At 75.0% G+C, this 18,660-nt stretch carries 15 protein-coding genes, 1 pseudogene and 1 riboswitch; of the genes and pseudogenes, 6 read left to right on the top strand and 10 right to left on the bottom strand.

The genetic code is table 11. The features are described 5' to 3' along the window. Positions 1-127 precede the first annotated feature (127 nt). Positions 128-1,204 (top strand): amidohydrolase family protein, encoded by a 1,077-nt coding sequence (locus ACFYW1_RS05150; RefSeq protein WP_388988142.1) that lies wholly within the window; start codon positions 128-130, stop codon positions 1,202-1,204. A 335-nt stretch (positions 1,205-1,539) separates the two neighbouring features. Further along, positions 1,540-2,706, top strand: a complete 1,167-nt coding sequence (locus ACFYW1_RS05145; RefSeq protein WP_388987201.1) for an SCO1860 family LAETG-anchored protein — start codon at positions 1,540-1,542, stop codon at positions 2,704-2,706. A gap of 153 nt (positions 2,707-2,859) precedes the next feature. Here ACFYW1_RS05145 and cobC read toward each other — a convergent pair whose 3' ends face one another. Continuing rightward, a complete protein-coding gene (cobC, locus tag ACFYW1_RS05140) occupies positions 2,860-4,095 on the bottom strand; it encodes an Rv2231c family pyridoxal phosphate-dependent protein CobC (RefSeq protein ID WP_388987198.1) in 1,236 nt (411 codons plus the stop codon). A 131-nt stretch (positions 4,096-4,226) separates the two neighbouring features. Continuing rightward, positions 4,227-4,676: pseudogene (locus ACFYW1_RS05135) on the bottom strand (cobalamin biosynthesis protein); the annotation flags it as partial. Positions 4,677-4,781: 105 nt separating this feature from the next. Here ACFYW1_RS05135 and ACFYW1_RS05130 point away from each other — a divergent pair. Continuing rightward, complete coding sequence (locus ACFYW1_RS05130; RefSeq protein ID WP_388987195.1) at positions 4,782-5,504, top strand: ZIP family metal transporter; 723 nt, start codon at positions 4,782-4,784, stop codon at positions 5,502-5,504. A gap of 106 nt (positions 5,505-5,610) precedes the next feature. Here ACFYW1_RS05130 and ACFYW1_RS05125 read toward each other — a convergent pair whose 3' ends face one another. The 7 genes from ACFYW1_RS05125 to ACFYW1_RS05095 form a co-directional block, all read right to left on the bottom strand. Then, positions 5,611-6,987, bottom strand: a complete 1,377-nt coding sequence (locus ACFYW1_RS05125; RefSeq protein WP_388987192.1) for a cobyrinate a,c-diamide synthase — start codon at positions 6,985-6,987, stop codon at positions 5,611-5,613. A gap of 10 nt (positions 6,988-6,997) precedes the next feature. Further along, the gene (gene cobO / locus ACFYW1_RS05120; protein WP_148834035.1) at positions 6,998-7,597 is read right to left on the bottom strand and encodes a cob(I)yrinic acid a,c-diamide adenosyltransferase; all 600 of its coding nucleotides are present in this window, start codon (positions 7,595-7,597) and stop codon (positions 6,998-7,000) included. Then, entirely contained in the window at positions 7,597-9,642 is a 2,046-nt protein-coding gene (locus ACFYW1_RS05115) for a putative cobaltochelatase (RefSeq protein WP_388987189.1), read from the bottom strand. The genes cobO and ACFYW1_RS05115 overlap by 1 nt, the downstream gene beginning before the upstream one ends. A 124-nt stretch (positions 9,643-9,766) precedes the next feature. Then, positions 9,767-11,293, bottom strand: coding sequence for a cobyric acid synthase (locus ACFYW1_RS05110; RefSeq protein ID WP_388987186.1), 1,527 nt, complete (start codon positions 11,291-11,293; stop codon positions 9,767-9,769). Further along, on the bottom strand, positions 11,290-12,333 hold the full coding sequence (locus ACFYW1_RS05105) for a cobalamin biosynthesis protein (RefSeq protein WP_388988139.1): 1,044 nt from the start codon (positions 12,331-12,333) through the stop codon (positions 11,290-11,292). The genes ACFYW1_RS05110 and ACFYW1_RS05105 overlap by 4 nt, the downstream gene beginning before the upstream one ends. 143 nt (positions 12,334-12,476) lie before the next feature. Then, a riboswitch (cobalamin riboswitch) is annotated at positions 12,477-12,609 on the bottom strand. A gap of 218 nt (positions 12,610-12,827) precedes the next feature. Beyond that, on the bottom strand, positions 12,828-13,058 hold the full coding sequence (locus ACFYW1_RS05100) for a hypothetical protein (protein ID WP_148834031.1): 231 nt from the start codon (positions 13,056-13,058) through the stop codon (positions 12,828-12,830). Between the two features lie 35 nt (positions 13,059-13,093). Further along, a complete protein-coding gene (locus ACFYW1_RS05095) occupies positions 13,094-14,365 on the bottom strand; it encodes an anion permease (protein ID WP_388987181.1) in 1,272 nt (423 codons plus the stop codon). A 346-nt stretch (positions 14,366-14,711) separates the two neighbouring features. On the opposite strand from ACFYW1_RS05095, the gene ACFYW1_RS05090 reads away from it, so the two are divergent. From ACFYW1_RS05090 to ACFYW1_RS05080, 3 genes are all read left to right on the top strand, one after another. After that, positions 14,712-15,371, top strand: a complete 660-nt coding sequence (locus ACFYW1_RS05090; RefSeq protein WP_388987178.1) for a class II aldolase/adducin family protein — start codon at positions 14,712-14,714, stop codon at positions 15,369-15,371. Between the two features lie 139 nt (positions 15,372-15,510). After that, positions 15,511-16,638: an alpha/beta hydrolase gene (locus ACFYW1_RS05085; protein WP_388987175.1), complete on the top strand. Its 1,128-nt coding sequence runs from the start codon at positions 15,511-15,513 to the stop codon at positions 16,636-16,638. Positions 16,639-16,822: 184 nt separating this feature from the next. Then, a complete protein-coding gene (locus ACFYW1_RS05080; protein ID WP_388988135.1) occupies positions 16,823-18,121 on the top strand; it encodes a hypothetical protein in 1,299 nt (432 codons plus the stop codon). Between the two features lie 79 nt (positions 18,122-18,200). On the opposite strand, the gene ACFYW1_RS05075 is transcribed toward ACFYW1_RS05080, so the two are convergent. Next, complete coding sequence (locus tag ACFYW1_RS05075; RefSeq protein ID WP_148834025.1) at positions 18,201-18,614, bottom strand: VOC family protein; 414 nt, start codon at positions 18,612-18,614, stop codon at positions 18,201-18,203. Positions 18,615-18,660 lie beyond the last annotated feature (46 nt).

Below are 18,660 nucleotides of genomic sequence, written 5' to 3'. Positions count from 1 at the left end.
TCGGATCGGGTCGGATCGGGTCGGTGCGCGGTCGCGGCGTACGGACGGGGCTTCCGTCGAAGCGTACCCAGGGCCCCGGAGGCGGCCTCGTACAGTGCTGCCCATGAGTGATCACAAGGCATCGCAGGTGCTGCACGTGAAGGGGCGGGTGCTGGTCGGGCCCGAGGAGGTGCGGGACGAGCTCTGGGTGGCCGACGGGCGGATCACCTACGACCGCCCGGCCGGCGCGGACGGGGCGGTGACCGTCACCGGCTGGGTGCTGCCGGGCCTGGTCGACGCCCACTGCCACGTCGGGCTCGACCACCACGGCGCCGTCGACGCGGCGACCAGCGAACAGCAGGCCCTCGCCGACCGGGAGGCGGGCGCGCTGCTGCTGCGGGACGCGGGCTCGCCGGCCGACACCCGGTGGATCGACGACCGCGAGGACCTGCCGAAGATCATCAGGGCCGGGCGGCACATCGCCAGGCCCCGCCGGTACACCCGGAACTACGCCCATGAGATCGAGCCCGGCGAACTGGTCGCCTACGTGGCTCAGGAGGCGCGCCGCGGCGACGGCTGGGTGAAGCTCGTCGGCGACTGGATCGACCGGGAGGTGGGGGACCTGACCGCCCTCTGGCCGCGCGAGGCGGTCGGGGCGGCCATCGCCGAGGCGCACCGGCTCGGCGCCCGGGTCACCGCGCACTGCTTCGCCGAGGACTCGCTGCGCGATCTCGTCGAGGCCGGGATCGACTGTGTCGAGCACGCCACCGGGCTCACCGAGGAGACCATTCCGCTCTTCGCCGAGCGCGGGGTGGCGATCGTCCCCACCCTGATCAACATCGCCACGTTCCCCTCGCTCGCGGCGGGCGGCGAGGCCAAGTTCCCCCGCTGGGCGGACCACATGCGGCGGCTGCACGAGCGGCGCCACGACACGGTGCGGGCCGCGTACGACGCGGGCATCCCGGTCTTCGTCGGCACCGACGCGGGCGGGGTGCTCGCCCACGGCCTGGTCGCCGACGAGGTCGCCGAACTGGTGAAGGCGGGCATCCCGGCCCTGGACGCGCTGTCCGCGACGACCTGGGGCGCGCGGCGGTGGCTGGGGCGGCCGGCGCTGGAGGAGGGGGCCCCGGCGGACCTGGTGGTGTACGACGAGGACCCGCGGGCGGACGTACGGGTACTCGCGGGGCCGCGCCGGGTGGTGCTGAACGGACGGATCATCGGCTGAGACGGACGCCGGGGCGACGGCGGCAGCCGGGGCGCACCGTGTTGACGGGCAGTTACCGACACCTCGTCGGCTCGTTGGGACACTTCTGTGTGCGCTCCGGCGCGGACGGCCCCGGTGGCGTCCGCGCTGGGCGAATCGGGTGATGTGAAGAGAACGAACGTACCGAGATATTCGAATACAGGCACGGAAACCCCCCTTTGGGGTGAACTCACTTCAGGTGTCCGCGAGTTCACTCTTCGTGCGTAAAGCTTTCGGGGTCGAGGCCACCGGAGTTCTCGATGTCCCCCATTGGAGGGCGCCGGTGGCTCCATGTCTCTTGTGGGGGTTCCACCATCTTGAACAGCAACACCTTCCGCCTGGCCGCCCTGGCGGTCGCCGCCGCTCCCCTGTCCCTGCTGGTCGCCGCCCCGGCGCACGCCGGCGGCGCGGCCACCAGGACCACCGGCGACGGGAAGGCGAGCGCGGTCGTGCTCCGCACCGCACTCGACGTCTCGCTCCTGAACAAGACGATCGACGTGCCGCTCAGGGCCGCGCTCAATGAGGTGCAGGCGCCCGCCGACGCGAAGAAGACCGCGCTCAGCGTGCGGCTCGACGGGGTGGAGGGCGGCCGCCCGGTCAGCGTGCTCAGCGCCGACGTGGCCACCTCCAGGGCGACCGTCGACAAGCACCGGGCCGAGGGGTACAGCAACGTGGTGAAGGCCCGGGTCCACGTGCCGGGCCTGCCCGCGCTGTCGCTCGTCGAGGTCGAGAAGGTCACGTCCCGGGCGGTCTGCGCGACGGGCCGCAAGCCGGTCGCCGAGTCGAACGTCCTGGGGCACGTGACGGTGCTCGGCAAGCGCGTCGAGCTCACCGCGAGCGGCACCACCCGGGTCGACGTCCCGGGCGTCGGGGACGTGACCCTGGACCTGTCGCGGACCAGCACCACCTCGAACACCGCAGCGGCGACCGCCCTGCGGCTGAAGGTCTCCGTCAATCCGCTCAAGCTGAACGTCGCCGACGTACGGGGCGAGATCACGCTCGTCGAGGCGACCTGCCGGACGCCGCGGACCACCGACCCGGGCGGCAGCGACGGCGGCACGAGCAACGGCGGCACGAGCAACGGGGGTACGACCAACGGCGGTACGAACAACGGGGGTACGAGCAACGGGGGTACGAGCAACGGCGGTTCCGGCAACGGGGGTTCGGACAGCGGTGGAGCGAACGGCGGCACGAGTGGCGGCGGTTCCGACAACGGCGGTACGGGCGACGGGGGCGCGAGCAGCGGTGGTTCCGGTGACGGGGGCGCCTCCGGCAGCGGTGGGAGCACGGCCGGTTCCACGAGCGGCACCACCGGCGGCGACGTGAAGCCCCAGACCGGCACCGGCCGCGAACCGAACACCGGCGGGGACCTCGCGGAGACCGGCAGCAGCTCCACGACGCCGTACCTCGCGGGCGGCGCGGCCGTGCTGCTCGCGGCGGGCGCGGGGGCGACGGTCCTGGCCAGGCGCCGCGCCCGGGGCTGACCCCGCCGAAGTCCGAGGGGGGGCGCCCGGTCCCGGTCCCGCACCGGCACCGGGAGGGGGAGCGGGCAGCGGCGTCCCGTCGTACGGACACCGCTGCCCGCGGACGCGTACGAGGCACGGGACGCCGCGTCCCGCGGGCCGTCGGGCCTCCCGTCAGGGGACGGGCGCGCCCAGTGCCTGCAACGCCTGGTCGAACGCCTGGAGGAAACGATTGGTCGTGACCCGGTCGCGCACCGCCAGCCGCAGCCACTCGGGGCCGAGCCCGGGGAAGGTGTCCCCGCGCCGCGCCGCGAACCCCAGCACCCGCAACTGCTCCCGGACCTCGGCCGCCCGCTCCAGCCGTACCAGGACGAACGGACCCTCGGCCGGTTCCATGACCCGGACCTCGGTGAACTCCCTGAGCCCCGCCACGAGATGGGCCCGGTCCACCGCGATCCGCTCCGCGGCCCCGGCCGCCTCCGCCAGGGCCCGCGGCTCCATGCACGCCTCGGCCGCCGCCAGGGCCGGGGACGACACCGGCCACAGCGGCTGGGCCTCCTCCAGGGCGCGAACGGTCTCCGGGGCGGCCAGCACATACCCGATCCGCAGCCCCGCGAGCCCCCAGGTCTTGGTGAGACTCCGCAGCACGACGAGTCCGGGGACGTCCGTGCGCCCGCACAGCGCCTCGCGCTCGCCCGGCACCGCGTCCATGAACGCCTCGTCGACCACCAACGTCCGCCCGGGACGGGCCAGTCGCTCGACGACGGCCGCCGGATGCAGCACCGACGTGGGGTTGGTCGGATTGCCGACCACCACCAGATCCGCGTCCTCGGGCACGGCCGACGGATCCAGCCGGAAACCGTCCTCGGCCCGCAGCAGCACCCGCCGCACCTCGTGCCCGGCCGCGCGCAGCGCCGCCTCGGGCTCGGTGAACTGCGGATGGACCACGACCGGACGACGGGCCGGCAGGGCCCGCGCGATCAGGACGAACGCCTCCGCCGCACCCGCCGTCAGCAACACCCGCTCCACGGGCAGCCCGTGCCGGGCCGCCACCGCCGCCCGTGCCGCACCGCCGTCCGGGTAGGCGGCGAGCGAGCCCAGGGACTCGGCTATCCGGGCCTTCAGCCAGGCCGGGGGCGTACCGGTCCGTACGTTGACGGCGAGATCGGTCAGATCCCGGCCCCGGCCCCGTACTTCCACGTCACCGTGGTGCCGCAGATCGTGCGCGCCCGCGCCGGCCGCGTCGGGATTTTCGATGGGAGTGTGCATGACCGCCGTGGGGGTGGTGGTGACGGCCGGAGTCGTCGGAGCGGAAGCGCGGCCGCGGTGGCGGCCCCACGCCGTCCTCGAACGGGGTTCCGGTGGGAGGGAGTACGGCAGAACGACTATGCGCCCGGCACCCGGCTTCACGCAACGGTCCGGGTCGCACGTCACACCGGCCGCACGGGCGCACCGGCTCCGCGAACGGGACCGGTTCCGTCGAACGGACCGGCTCCGCGCGGCCGGGGTCCTCAGGAGCCGGTCGCGTCGCCCGGTAACGCCTCGGCGGCCGAACCGGGCGTGCCGGCCGTATCAGCCGTGCCGGGCGCACCGGCAGCACCGGGGGTACCGTCCGGGGCGCGGCGCGCCACCGCGCAGGTCGCCATCGCCGGCCGCCCCTCGGGCGCCGACTTCCGCTTCGGCACGAGGAGCTCGCCCCCCGCGGCGAGCGCGGCGGCCTCCGCCACGGACGGCGTCCCGACGGCGGCCAGCGACGCGCCGGACGGGCCGGGCACCTCGATCCGGGCCAACGCGTCGGCCGGGTACGTCCGCAGCGGCACGCCGAGCCGCGCGGCCGCCTCGACGATCCCCGGCTCGCCGGCCTTCGCGTCCACGGTCGCCAGTTCCACGATGCCCGACGGCGGGAGCCCGGCCCGGCGCAGGACGTCCCGGACCAGCCCCAGCACCTCGTCGGCCGGCACGCCCCTGGACGCGCCGACGCCCACGACGAGCCGCGCGGCCGCCGCCCGGCCGTCCGCCCCGGCGCCGTGCACGGACCGGGCTCCTTCCGGAGAGCCGGGATGCGCGCGGCGGGGTCGATCGGCTAGCAAGAGCGCATGGCGGTGTTCGTCGCGCTCGGCGCGTTCCTGATGACCCTGGTGGGCGGCTGGGTCGCCCAACGCGTCACCGACCGCCGCCACCTGGTGCTCGGTTTCGCCGGCGGGCTGATGCTCGGCGTGGTCGGCCTGGACCTGCTGCCGGAGGCGATCGGGGCCGCGGGCGAACCCGTCTTCGGCGTCCCGGCCGCGCTGCTGCTGTTCGTCGGCGGCTTCCTCCTCGCCCACCTCGTGGAACGGCTGCTCGCCGTGCGCCGGGCGGCACACGGCGCGAGCGAGGGACGGGTGCCGCAGGTCGGACTCACCGCGGCGGCGGCGATGGTCGGCCACAGCCTGATGGACGGCATCGCGCTCGGCGCCGCCTTCCAGGTGGGCGCGGGCATGGGCGCCGCCGTCGCCCTCGCCGTGATCACGCACGACTTCGCCGACGGCTTCAACACCTACACGATCACCAGCCTGTACGGGAACGCCCGCCGCAAAGCCCTGATCATGCTGTTCGCCGACGCCGCGGCACCGCTCGTGGGCGCCGCGACGACCCTGGTGTTCACCCTTCCGGAGCAACTGCTCGGCTGCTATCTCGGCTTCTTCGGGGGCGCCCTGCTCTATCTCGCCGCCGCCGAGATCCTGCCCGAGGCGCACCACGAACACCCGGCCCGCTCCACGCTGCTGTGCACGGTCGCCGGGGTGGGCTTCATCTGGCTGGTGGTGGGCCTCGCGGACTGACCGCCGCACCGCCCCCGGCCACCCCCCGGCCGCGGGCCGCCGCGCGATGCCGCGCCGACGCACCGGCCCCCGGCGCCTCACCGGCCCCCGCCCCGGCCGCGGTCCATCACCCGCACCTCTCGACGAACCTGCGGGCCATGCCGGGCACCGCGGCCCAGTGCGTGTGCAGATAGCTCGCGTGCACGCCCCGGTGCACGAAGCCCTCGACGCGCCGCTCGGGCTGGTGCATGCCCCATGCCGGAACGGGCCCGGCCCCCGGCTCCAGCACGGTCCGGTGGAACTCGTGCCCGCGCACCCGGGTGCCGGACGCGGCCAGCACGCTGTCGGAGACCGCCACCGCCTCCCGGTAACCGAGCGTCAGCCGCTTCGACATCCGCGCCTCGGCGTCGAGGACCCCGCACATCGGCAGCCCGTCCAGCGAGCGCGCCAGGTACAGCAGCCCCGCGCACTCGGCGGCCACCGGAGCCCCGGACGCCACCAGGTCGACCACCGACCGGCGCAGCGCCGCGTTGGCGGACAGCTCCGAGGCGTACACCTCGGGGAACCCGCCGCCGATGACCAGCCCCCGCGTTCCCTCGGGCAGAGCCTCGTCCCGCAGCGGATCGAACGGTACGACCTCGGCCCCGGCGGCGGTGAGCAGTTCGGTGTGCTCGGCGTAGGAGAAGGTGAAGGCCGCACCGGAGGCGACGGCGATCCGCCGCGGCCCCGCCCGGCCCCCGGCGGGCCGGACGACAGCTCCGCCGTGGCCGGCCACCTCCGCCGCCGCGTCCCACGCCTCGCCGCCCACCGGGGGCGCGGAGGCGGCCAGCGCCAGCAGCGCGTCCAGGTCGCACCCGGCCACCACCTGCGCCCGCATCGCCTCCACCGCGTCCACCGCGTCGCCCCGGCGCTCCGCCACCGGGACCAGGCCCAGATGACGGGAGGGCACGGCCAGTTGCCCGGCCCGCCGCAGCACCCCCATCACGGGTACGCCGGACTCCTCCAGCGCCTCCCGCAGCAGCATCTCGTGGCGCTGGGAGCCGACCTTGTTCAGGATCACCCCGCCCAGCCGCACCCGCGGATCCCACGAGGCGAAACCGTGCACCAGCGCGGCCACGGAACGCGACTGCGACGACGCGTCCACGACCAGCACCACGGGTGCCCGCAGGAGCTTGGCGACCTGCGCGGTCGACGCCAGCTCGCCCTGCCCGGACGCGCCGTCGTACAGCCCCATCACCCCCTCGACCACCGCCAGGCCGCAGCCCCGCGCCCCGTGCGCGAACAGCGGCTCGATCCGGTCGGGGCCGCACATGTACGCGTCGAGGTTGCGCCCCGGCCGCCCCGTGGCCAGCGTGTGGTAGCCGGGATCGATGTAGTCGGGCCCGACCTTGTGCGCGGACACGGCCAGGCCCCGCCCGGCGAAGGCGGCCATCAGCCCGGTGGCCACGGTGGTCTTGCCGCTGCCCGACGAGGGCGCGGCGATCACCAGACGAGGAACGTTCACCGCCGGCCCCTCACCATTCGATGCCCCGCTGGCCCTTCTGACCGGCGTCCATCGGGTGCTTGACCTTCGACATCTCGGTCACCAGGTCCGCCGCGTCCAGCAGCTCCTGCGGCGCGTTGCGGCCGGTGATCACCACGTGCTGCGTACCGGGACGGGACCGCAGCACCTCGATCACCTCGGCGGTGTCGACCCAGCCCCAGTGCATCGGGTACGCGAACTCGTCGAGCACGTACAGCCGGTACGTCTCGGCGGCCAGGTCGCGCTTGACCTGCTCCCAGCCCTCGCGCGCCGCCTCCTCGTTGTCCATCTGGCCGTCGCGCTGCACCCACGACCAGCCCTCGCCCATCTTGTTCCAGACGACGGACCCGCCCTCACCGCTCGCACCGAGGACCTTCAGGGCGTTCTCCTCGCCGACCTTCCACTTGGCCGACTTGACGAACTGGAACACCCCGATCGGCCAGCCCTGGTTCCAGGCGCGCAGCGCCATCCCGAAGGCCGCCGTCGACTTCCCCTTGCCGACGCCGGTGTGCACCATCAGCAGCGGACGGTTGCGGCGCTGACGGGTGGTGAGCCCGTCGTCGGGCACGGTGGTCGGTTGTCCCTGCGGCATCAAGCAGCCCTCCTGTTGGTTTCCTGAACGTCCTTGACGAGCCCGGCGATCGAGTCGGCCCGCAGCTCGTCGAGCGTGACGGCGCTGCCCCCGAGCTCACGCGCGAGGACCCCCGCGAGACCGAGCCGCACCGGCCCCGACTCGCAGTCCACGACGACGGACGCGATGCCCTGCGCCTCGTGCAGCCGGGCCGCCCGCGCGGCCAGCGCCACCGGGTCGGGGCCCCCGGTCGCCCGCCCGTCGGTCACCACGACCAGCAGCGGCCGGCGCGACGGATCGCGCAACCGCTCCACCCGCAGCACCTCGTGGGCCTTCAGCAGCCCGGCCGCGACCGGGGTGCGCCCCCCGGTCGGCAACAGCTCCAGCCGGGCCGCCGCCGCGTCCACCGACGACGTCGGCGGCAGCGCCACCTCGGCCTCCCGGCCCCGGAAGGTGACCAGCCCGACCTTGTCCCGCCGCTGGTACGCGTCCAGCAGCAGCGAGAGCACCGCGCCCTTCACCGCACCCATCCGCTGCCGGGCGGCCATCGACCCGGAGGCGTCCACCACGAAGAGCACGAGATTGCCCTCGCGCCCCTCCCGGGTCGCCTGCCGCAGATCGTCCCGCCGCACCACCAGCCCCGGCCCCGAACGCCCGCGTGCCCGCTGGTGCGGGGCGGCGGCCTGCACGGTCGCCGCCAGATGAAGCTTGGTCAGGGCCCCCCGCGGCTGCCGGGAACCGGTCGTGCGCCCGTGCTCGGTACGCGCCCGGGACCGCCTTCCCGCCGCACCCTCGCCCAGGCCGGGCACGCTCAGCATCCGGGTGCGGAACGGCTCGGTGGCGCCCACCGGCTGCTGCTCGCCGCTCCCGGACGACTGCCCCCGGGCCGGTTCCCGCCCCTGCTCCTGGCCCTGTCCCCGGTCCTGTTCGGGCACGGACGGGGCGGGCGCGTCGTCTGCCTCCCCCTCGGGCCCCGGCGGCGTGCCGGGGCCGCCGTCGTGCGGGGGCCGGCCGCCACCGCCACCGGGGCCGTCCGGGTCCGGGTCCTCGTCCCCGCCGCCGTTCTGCTCCAGCGTGTCGTCGAGCTTGTCCTCGTCCAGCCCCGGCGCGTCGAACGGGTTGCGCCTGCGGCGGTGGGGGAGCGCGAGCAGGGCGGCCTGCCGCACGTCCTCGGCCAGCACGTCCGTGCGCCCCGCCCACGCGGCCAGCGCGGTGGCGGTCCGCGCCATGACGATGTCCGCGCGCATCCCGTCGACCTCGAAGGCCGCGCAGGTCGCCGCGATCTGCCGCAACGCCCCGTCCCCGAGCCGGACTTCGGGCAGCAGCGCCCGCGCGGCGGCGATCCGCTCCCGCAGGGCGCCCTCCTCGGCGGCCCACTCGGCGGCGAAACCCGCCGGGTCGGCGTCGTACGCCAGGCGCCGCCGCACGACCTCGACCCGCTGGTCGGTGTCGCGGGACGCGGCGACCTCGACGGTCAGCCCGAACCGGTCGAGCAGCTGCGGGCGCAGCTCGCCCTCCTCGGGGTTCATCGTGCCGACGAGCAGGAACCGCGCCGCGTGCCGCACGGAGACGCCCTCGCGCTCCACGTACGAGGCGCCCATGGCGGCGGCGTCGAGCAGCACGTCGACCAGGTGGTCGTGGAGCAGGTTCACCTCGTCGACGTACAGGATGCCCCGGTTCGCGGCGGCCAGCAGGCCGGGCTCGAACGCCTTGACGCCCTCGGAGAGGGCCCGCTCGATGTCGAGCGCCCCGACCAGCCGGTCCTCGGACGCGCCGACGGGCAGCTCCACCATCCGGGCCCCCCGCGACACGCCGTCCCCGGCCCCGTGCGGGCCGTCCGGACACGCCGGGTCGGGCGACGCCGGGTCGCACGAGAAACGGCACCCGGGGACCACCGGGACGTCCGGCATGAGCGCGGCGAGCGCCCGCACGGCGGTCGACTTGGCGGTGCCCTTCTCACCCCGCACCAGCACCCCGCCGACGGCGGGCGATACGGCGTTCAGCAGCAGCCCGAGCCGGAGGTCATCCTGTCCGACGACGGCGGTGAAGGGGTACGGCGTACTCACGGTGCCTCCTTGGAGGAACGAGGGGCGGCGGTCCCGCCGGTGTCGGAGCCCGTCGGGGCCGGGACGCCGGCCGGGGCCGACGGCACCGTCCGGGACGCTCCCGGCGCGGTGCCCGAAGGGGTGTTCATGCGCGCGCCCCGGGTGCCGGGGGCGCGCCGGGCGGAAGGAAGGGCAGGCCCGACGGCGCGCCCGACTCGATGAGCCGCAGCAGCGCGTCGGTGTCGGCGTGTTCCTCGATCAGGTCGCCGAGCCGGTCGAGCTGCTCCTCCCGCAGCGCGCCGAAGGCGGTGTCGGGGGCGGGGACGAAACGCCGGCCCGCGGCCCGCGCCACCTCGGCCAGGAAGCGGCGGCGGAACGCGTCGCTCTCCAGCGAGCCGTGCCAGTGGGTGCCCCACACGGCACCGACCCGGCACCCGTCCAGGAACGGCTCCCCGCCGTGCACGTCCGCGACGCCGTGGTGGATCTCGTACCCCTCGACGGGCGCGCCGAGGGCCTCGCCGGCGGGACGGGCGAGGGTCTTCTCGCGGTCGAATCGGATGCGTACGGGCAGCAGGCCCAGCCCCTCGACCCGGCCCGCGCGGGACTCGACCTCGTCCTCGATGTGCTCGCCCAGGACCTGGAAGCCGCCGCAGATGCCGAGGACCGGCAGGCCCTCGGCCGCGCGCCGCACCAGCGCGTCGGCGAGACCCCGCTCGCGCAGCCAGGCCAGCGCCTTCACGGTGCCGCGGGTCCCCGGCACCACGACGAGGTCGGCGTCGGACAGCTCCTCGGCCCGGTCCACGAACCGGACGACGACGCCGGGCTCGGCGGCCAGCGCGTCCACGTCGGTGAAGTTCGACATCAGGGGCACCGCGCACACCGCGACCCGCAGCACGTCCTCGCCGTGCGGCGGGGCGACGACCGACTCGCGCACCGCGCCGCGCAGCGAGACCCGCAGCCCGTCCTCCTCGTCGATGCCGAGGCCGTGGGCGAAGGGCAGCACCCCGTACGTCCCCCGCCCGGTGAGCCCGCGCAGCATCTCCATGCCCGGCTCCAGCAGCGACACGTCGCCGCGGAACTTGTTCACCAGGTAGCCCGCGATCAGCGCCTGGTCCTCGGGGGCCAGCAGCGCCGTCGTGCCGAAGAACGAGGCGAAGACCCCGCCGCGGTCGATGTCGCCGACCACCACCACGGGAAAGCCCGCCGCCCGCGCGACCCCCATGTTCACGATGTCCGTGCGCCGCAGATTGATCTCGGCCGGACTGCCCGCCCCTTCGCAGATCACCGCGTCATACGTGCCCCGCAGCTGCTCCAGGCAGTCCACGACCGTGGAGAACAGCGCCTCCTGCCGGCCGCCGTGGTAGCCGCGCGCGCTCATCTCGCCGACCGGCTTCCCCATCAGGACGACCTGGCTGGAGCGGTCGCCGCCCGGCTTGAGCAGCACCGGGTTCATCAGCGCGGACGGCTCCACCCGGGCGGCCCGGGCCTGCATGGCCTGGGCGCGCCCGATCTCGGCGCCCTCATGGGTGACGAACGAGTTCAGCGACATGTTCTGCGCCTTGAAGGGCGCCACCTTCACGCCCCGGCGCACCAGCCAGCGGCAGATGCCCGCGGTGACGACGCTCTTGCCGGCGTCGGAGGTGGTTCCGGCGATCAGCAGCCCGCCGCTCATGGGTTTCTCCGTCCTGGGATGAGAGATCCGGGGGTGCGGGGTCCGGAGGTGCGGGGGCCGGCCCCGTCGGTCACGGCCGTCCGGCGCCCCGCGATCCGCCGGGCGGCGAGCGACACGCCGAACCGGCCCACCGCGCACACGCCCAGGGCCAGCACGCCCACCCGGCGCGACAGCCGCACCGCGCGCTCGATGTCCGCGGCCTCCACCGCCCGGCCGGCCTCCCCGTTGAGCACGGGACGGTGCTCGACCCGGCCGCCGTACGCGAGGGTCCCGCCGAGCCGTACGCCGAGCGCGCCCGCGAACGCGGCCTCCACCGGGCCCGCGTTGGGGCTCGGGTGACGGCTGGCATCGGCCCGCCAGGCCCGTACCGCCGCGCCCGGCCGGCCTCCCGCGGCCACGGCGAGCAGGGCGGTCAGCCGGGCGCCGGGCCAGCCCGCGAGGTCGTCGAGGCGGGCCGAGGCCCAGCCGTAGCGCCGGTACCGGGGCGACTTGTGGCCGACCATGGCGTCCAGGGTGTTGACGGCCCGGAAACCGGCCAGTCCGGGCACCCCGCCCAGGGCACCCCACACCAGAGCGCCGACCACGGCGTCCGAGGTGTTCTCGGCCACGGACTCCACCACGGCGCGGGCGATCTGCGGTCCGTCGAGGGACTGCGGGTCGCGCCCGCACAGGTGCGGCAGCCGTTCGCGGGCCAGCTCGATGTCGCCGGTCGCCAGGGCGTCGCCGATGGCCCGCGCCTCGCGGCCCAGGGACGTGCCGCCGACGACGGACCAGGTGGTGGCGGCGGTCAGCGCGACGGAGGCGGCGGGGCGCTCGCGCAGGGCGCGGGCCACCAGCGCGGCACCGCCCGCGACGCCTCCGGCACAGACGAGGGCGTGCAGCGCGCCCCACCCGCGGTGGTCGTGCCACAGACGGCGCTCGACGCCCGCCGCGGCCCGCCCGAACCCGGCCACCGGATGCCCCCTGCGGGGGTCACCGAGCAGCAGGTCGCCGAGCAGACCGGCGGCGGCGCCGTACGCGAAGACGCGGTCGGCTCGCACGCTCAACCGGCCGTCGTGCCTCGGAGGATCCCGGTACGGGCGGCTCTCGGCGAGAGCGCCCCGACGACGGACGCACGGCAGCCAGGCATGGCGATATGTCCTCACTCAGGGTCCGCGCCCTGGTTCGACGTGACCGGCGACGAGAGTCTCCTGGCTCCCGGATCCGCGGTGCCCCCGGCCTTCCAGCCCGCTCGCGCGTGCCGTGACTTCCGGTGTTGGGGGACCGCTCCCCGGTGACAGTGGCGGGACCGCGCCGGATTCGCACCGGCTTCCTCTGCTGTCGCCGTGATTGGCTCCGGCAGTCCACCACGCCCCGCGAACGCCCGTCAACCTGCCGTTGACCTGCGACGGTGCAGTGTGCTGAGACCCACATCGCCCCGGGCGCACGGCAAAGGGCCGGACACCCCGCGGGTGTCCGGCCCTCCGTGCCGTGTGCGCTCAGCCGTGATGCATGTGTTCAGGCGCGATGCGTGTGCCCGGCGTGACGCGTGTGTTCAGGCGACGATCAGGAAGATCCCGTACGCGACCGCCGCCGCGCACAGCGCGAAGCAGGCGTACGCCCCGGCGCGGGCCAGCAGTACCGAGCCGCCGGAGCCGCCCTGCGCCGCCGGTTCGGCCTGCTTGGAGAGGCCGACGATGCCGAGGGTGAAGAGGCCCACCAGGGCGACGGTGACCACGAGGGAGACGCCGAACACGGAACCGAGGGCTGCCCAGTCGATTTTCATGCTGATTCCTTAGACGGCCGGCCTGGACGGCCCGCTCAGACGGTGGCGGGTCGCGCCGGGTCCTGGGTGGTGGTGGTTGCGGCCGGGGCCGCGATGGTGGCCGTGAGGTTCTGGACCGGTGCCTGGGCCGCGGTGGGCGGCGGGCTGACGGCGGCGATGGCCGTGGTGATGACGCCCGCGGGCTCGGCGTCGCCGTCCGCCGGGGCGACGTCGCCGTGGCCGACCGGCTTGCGGCGCGAGATCAGCCAGATCGAGCCGGAACCCGCGATCAGCAGCGCCGCGACGACGACGACACCCCAGGTGCCCTGCTTGGTGAGGAGCTCGGCGCCCGCGCCGACCAGACCGGCGGCCGGGAGGGTCAGACCCCAGGCGACGAACATCCGGGTGGCGGTGGACCAGCGGACCACACCGCCCTGCCGGCCGAGGCCCGCGCCCATCACGGCGCCGGAGCAGGACTGGGTGGTGGAGAGGGAGAAACCGAGGTGCGAGGAGGCCAGGATGACCGTGGCCGCGCTGGTCTGGGCGGCGAAGCCCTGCGGCGGCCGGAGGTCGGTGAGACCGCTGCCCATGGTGCGGATGATGCGCCAGCCGCCCAGGTAGGTGCCGAGGGCGATGGCCAGACCGGCGGACACGATCACCCAGACCGGCGGGTTGGAACCGGGGCTCAGGACGCCGCCGGTGACCAGGGCCAGGGTGATGATGCCCATGGTCTTCTGCGCGTCGTTGGTGCCGTGGGCGAGGGAGACCAGTCCGGCCGAGGCGATCTGACCGGCGCGGTAACCCTTGGCGGTGGCCTTCTCCTGGGCGTCGTTGCGGATCTTCCCGCCGATCCGGTACGTCAGCCTGGTGGCCAGCAGCGCGGCCAGTCCGGCGACGATCGGGGCGGCGACCGCGGGGAGCAGCACCTTGGTGACCACGGTGCCGCCGTTGACGGAGGACCAGCCGGCCGACATGACGGCCGCGCCGATCAGGCCGCCGAACAGGGCGTGCGAGGAGCTGGACGGGAGTCCGACCAGCCAGGTCAGCAGATTCCACAGAATGGCGCCGACGAGTGCCGCGAAGATCACTTCTGTGCGCAGCCCGTCCTCGTTGATGATCCCGCCGGAGATCGTCTTGGCGACCTCCACCGACAGGAACGCGCCGACGAGATTGAGAACGGCGGACATGGCCACCGCTGTCTTCGGTCTGAGTGCACCGGTCGAGATGGTCGTCGCCATCGCGTTCGCGGTGTCATGGAAACCGTTCGTGAAATCGAACACTAGAGCTGTCACGATCACAATCGCGAGGAGCAGCGTGATGTGTTCCATTTACCCAGGCAATCGTTCGACGTCATTGGTGCGTAGACCGTAGGCAACCTTAGTGAACGGAAGGTGAACTGGGCAGGGCGCTGCGGTGTTGCCAAGCGATTGGTGTCATTCCGCTTATCTCCGTTCGCGGTCGGCGGCGGGGCCTCGGCCATCCGTTCGACCGAGGGGGCCGCCGCCGGGCGGACCGGCTTCCGGCCCCGCCCGGAACCCGTCGCTCCGTCGGGGGCGCCCCCGGGCCGCGAGCCGCCCGCACCCGGGGAAAGGAACCGGCCACCGACCGGTCCCCACTGCGTCCGTCCCGGCCGAACGCGTGTCCGTCCGTCCTCCGGCCTGACAGGATCGGCGCATGAGCGATCAGCAGCGGGACGCGATCGGGCGGGCCTGGGACGGTGTCGTCGCCACCGCCCGCAGGACGGCGGCCGAGGGCCTCGTCGTCGGGACCTCGGGGAACGTGTCGGCCCGGGTCGGCGACACGGTCCTGGTCACCCCGAGCGGAGTGCCGTACGACCGGCTGGGTCCGCAGGACGCCGTCGGCGTCGACCTGGCGGGCCACCGCGTCCTGGGCGAACTGGCCCCGACCAGCGAACTCCCGCTCCACCTCGCGGTCTACCGGAACACCGACGCGTCCGCCGTCGTGCACACCCACGCGGTGCACGCCACGGCCGTCTCCACCCTGGTCCCCGAGGTCCCGCCGGTCCACTACGCCGCCGCCATGCTCGGCGGGACCGTCCGGGTCGCGGCCTACGCGCGCTACGGCACCGACGAACTGGCCGCGAACATGCTCACCGCGCTGCGCGACCGCACGGGCTGCCTGCTCCAGAACCACGGCACGGTCACCCACGGGGCCACCCTGGACGAGGCGTACGACCGCACCGCCCAGCTGGAGTGGCTCTGCCGGCTCTGGCTCGCCGCGAGCTCCGTGCCCGGCCGCACCCCGAGCCTGCTCTCCCCGGCCCAGCTGAGCGACGTCCAGGAGGCGCTCAAGGGATACGGACAGCCGGGCTGACCCGCCGGGCCCGGCCCGCCCGCCGTACCCGCCGGGCCCGTATCCGTTGGTCCGTCCGGCCCCGGAATCCGTTGCTCCGTCCGGACCCGGACGGCCCTGCCCGCTGGCACGGTGCCGCGCCCCCCACGACACTGAAGCGGTGCGCCCGGCAACAGTTACGGCAGCAGCCGTCACCACCCTCCTCGGCATCGGTGCGGCAGCGGTCGCGGCCGGCCGGTACGCCAGCGACGCCGCCCTCAAGGCGCCGCCCGGACGGCCACTGCCCGCCGACCGCAGACTCACCGTGCACGCCACGGCGGCCGGACAGGTCACCCTGACCCGTTCCTTCGCCGCGCTGCGCCCCGGCACGTACGGCCTGGCGGGCAAGGACGTCCACGCCGTCGTCGGCCCGGTGATCGAGAACGCCCACCACGCCCCCGACACCGTCGTCCGCAGACTGGAACGCGTCGGCCGGGGCAGCCTGGAACCCGGCGCCAAGGTCCGGATCACCCCGCAGCTGCACAGCGGCGACCCCCGCTCCGCCCTCGGCCTCGGCCACGAGGAGGTCGAGATCCCCGGCGAACTCGGCGCCCTGCCCGCCTGGTTCCTGCCCGGCCCCCGCGACACCTGGGTCATCACCGTGCACGGCCTCGGCACCACCAGGGAACACCCCATGAACCTCATGAGGTTCCTGCACGGCCTGCGCCTGCCCGTCCTCGACCTGGCCTACCGGGGCGACGCCGGAGCCCCGCGGTCTCCCGACGGCCTCGCCCATCTCGGCGAATCCGAGTGGCGCGACCTGGACGCCGCGATCCGCTTCGCCGTGCGGTACGGAGCCGAGAAGGTCGTCCTGCACGGCTGGTCCACCGGCGCCTCCATGGCGCTGCACGCGGCCGTCAACTCCGCGCTCCGCGACCGGATCTGCGGCCTCGTCCTCGACTCCCCGGTCCTGGACTGGGCCACCACGCTGCGCGCCCTCGCCGTCGCCCGCGGGATCCCCGCCGCGCTGCTGCCGCTCGCCGTCCGCGCCGCCCAGGGGCAGACCGGACTGCACGGCGCCCGGCTCCTCGACGGCTCCCTCGCCGAGGCCCTGCGCGCCCCGACCGTGATCTTCCACGGACCGGACGACCGGCTGGCCCCCTGGCAGCCGTCCCGCGACCTCGCCGCCCGCCGCCCGGACCTGATCTCCCTGCACACCGTGGAGCAGGCTCCGCACGCGGCGATGTGGAACGCCGGCCCGGCCCGCTACGAGGAGACGCTGCGCCGTTTCCTGACGCCCCTGATGTGACCCGATGGGAGGGAACGGGTGTTTGGTTCCCGATCCGGCCCGTCACCTCTCCACCGGTAATCCGGACTCCGTTTGGGCTTTCGGGCGGTCAGGAGCAAGACTGCTCCCCGTGACGTCCCGTACCCCGCGCGACTCCAGGCTGCGACTTGTCCGCCCGCGACCCCTTGCCACCGCTCGCAAGGCCGTGACCACCCGGCGCACCAGGCCGGCCCCCCGACCACCGGAGGGCACCCCGCCCCGGTCCGAACTGGCCCACCAGGCCAGGACGGTTCTCGCCGATGCCGTACGGATCGCCCGCTGGGCGGCCGACGGCGCGATTCCCGGCGCGCCCCCGCTCGCCGCCCAGGCTCTCGAACGGGCCGCCACGGCCCTGGAGTTGTCCCCGGCCCAGATCCGCTCCGGCTGGGACCGGGCCAGGCTCGCCGGTCTCGTCGAACTGCACGGCGACACCGCGCGCCCCGGCTGGCGGCTGCGCGCCTGGGACCGCGACGACTCCGCGGTCCTGCGCGGCTGGGTGGCGCTCTTCGACGCCTGGTCGCTCGTCCACCCGGCGCCCCAGGACATCGAGTCCACCGCCGTCGCCGAGGCCGTCGAGGCCGTGCCGCAGGTGCTCTCCCTCCTCCAGCTCTCGGCGGGCCCGGTCACCGTGCCCGCCCTGCTGGACCTGCTCGGCCAGCGCGTCGCGGAACTCCGCGAGGAACGCTGCGAGGTGCCGTACGGGCCGCAGCCGCTGCCCGCGCCGGCCGAGTCCGCCCCTCCTGCCGACCCCGCCGCCCTGCTGGACTGGGCCCTGGAGGGACTGGCCGCCGTCGGCGCCCTCACCCTCGGCGCCGGGCACGCCACCCTCACCCCGCTCGGCAACTGGGCGGTCTGGGTCAAGCTGGAGCAGATCTGCGTCGCGGCCCAGAGCCCGGCCGGGAACATCGAGCAGTCCGCCGCCGACATGCTGCTCGGCTGCGCCCGGCTCACCCCGGGCCCGGCCCGCGACGAGTACCGGGCCTGGCTGGCGGCCCGCCCCGTCGGCAGCGCCGTCGCCGAACTCCTCGCCGTCGCCCGCGGCGAGGACGCGCTGCTGCGGGGACTCGCCTTCGAGGCGCTCCGGGTCGTCGGCGCCCCCGCCGAGCCCGAGGTGCGCGCCGTCGCGGACGACCCCTCGCTGCGCCCCTACGCGCTGCTCTGGCTGGCCGAGTACGACGGGGCCGACCCCGAGGACGCCCAGGACGTCCTCAGCCGGGAGGAGGCCACCTGGCTCTGGGTCGACACCGCGGCCGCCGTCGCCGACCACGGCGAGACCGGGCTGCTGGTCCGGCACCTCGACTCGGCCGTCCAGGGCACGGTCCCGGCCCTGCTGGACGAGGTACGGGCCGTCGGCCACCCGCGCACCGTGCAGGTGCTGGTGGCGCTGGCCGCCGCGCACCCGGACCCCGCACTGGCCAAGGCGGTGCGCCGGGCCGCGTTCCAGGTGCACACCGGGGGCGCGTGACCCCGGCGCGTGCCGCGCCCGGCCCGTGCTCCACGGGCCGGGCCGGGCAGCGGCCCCGCCCCGGACGCCCGTCCGGCGCTCAGTCCGCCGACCCCGGCGCGTACGTCCCGAAGGTCCACACGTTGCCCTCGGCGTCCCGCGCCGTGTAGTCGCGCGAGCCGTAGTCCTGGTCGGTGGGCGGCATCAGGATCTCCACCCCGTGCTCCACGGCCCGCGCGTGGTGCGCGTCGACCTCGTCCACCACGACGTAGACCCCGACCGGGCCCGAATCCCGCATCGCCTCGGCGAAGACGCCCGCCCGGCCCTTGGACCCCAGCATCACCCTGCCGTTCCCGCAGGACAGCTCCGCGTGCAGGACCTGACCGCCCGCGCCCTCGTACACCGCCTCCTCGGTGAATCCGAGCCCCTCCGTCAGCGTTCTGATCGCGGCTCTCGCGTCGTCGTACAGAATCGCCGGATAGATCGTCGGAACGCCGGCCGGTGCGCCTGCCATGACGTTCACCCCTTTCCGTGCCACCTGCCCCGATTCATGTGATCTG

Source organism: Streptomyces sp. NPDC002669 (assembly GCF_042889165.1).
GTDB lineage: Bacteria > Actinomycetota > Actinomycetes > Streptomycetales > Streptomycetaceae > Streptomyces.
The sequence above is the reverse complement of the archived record's forward strand: the minus strand, read 5'-3'. Positions and strand labels throughout refer to the sequence as shown.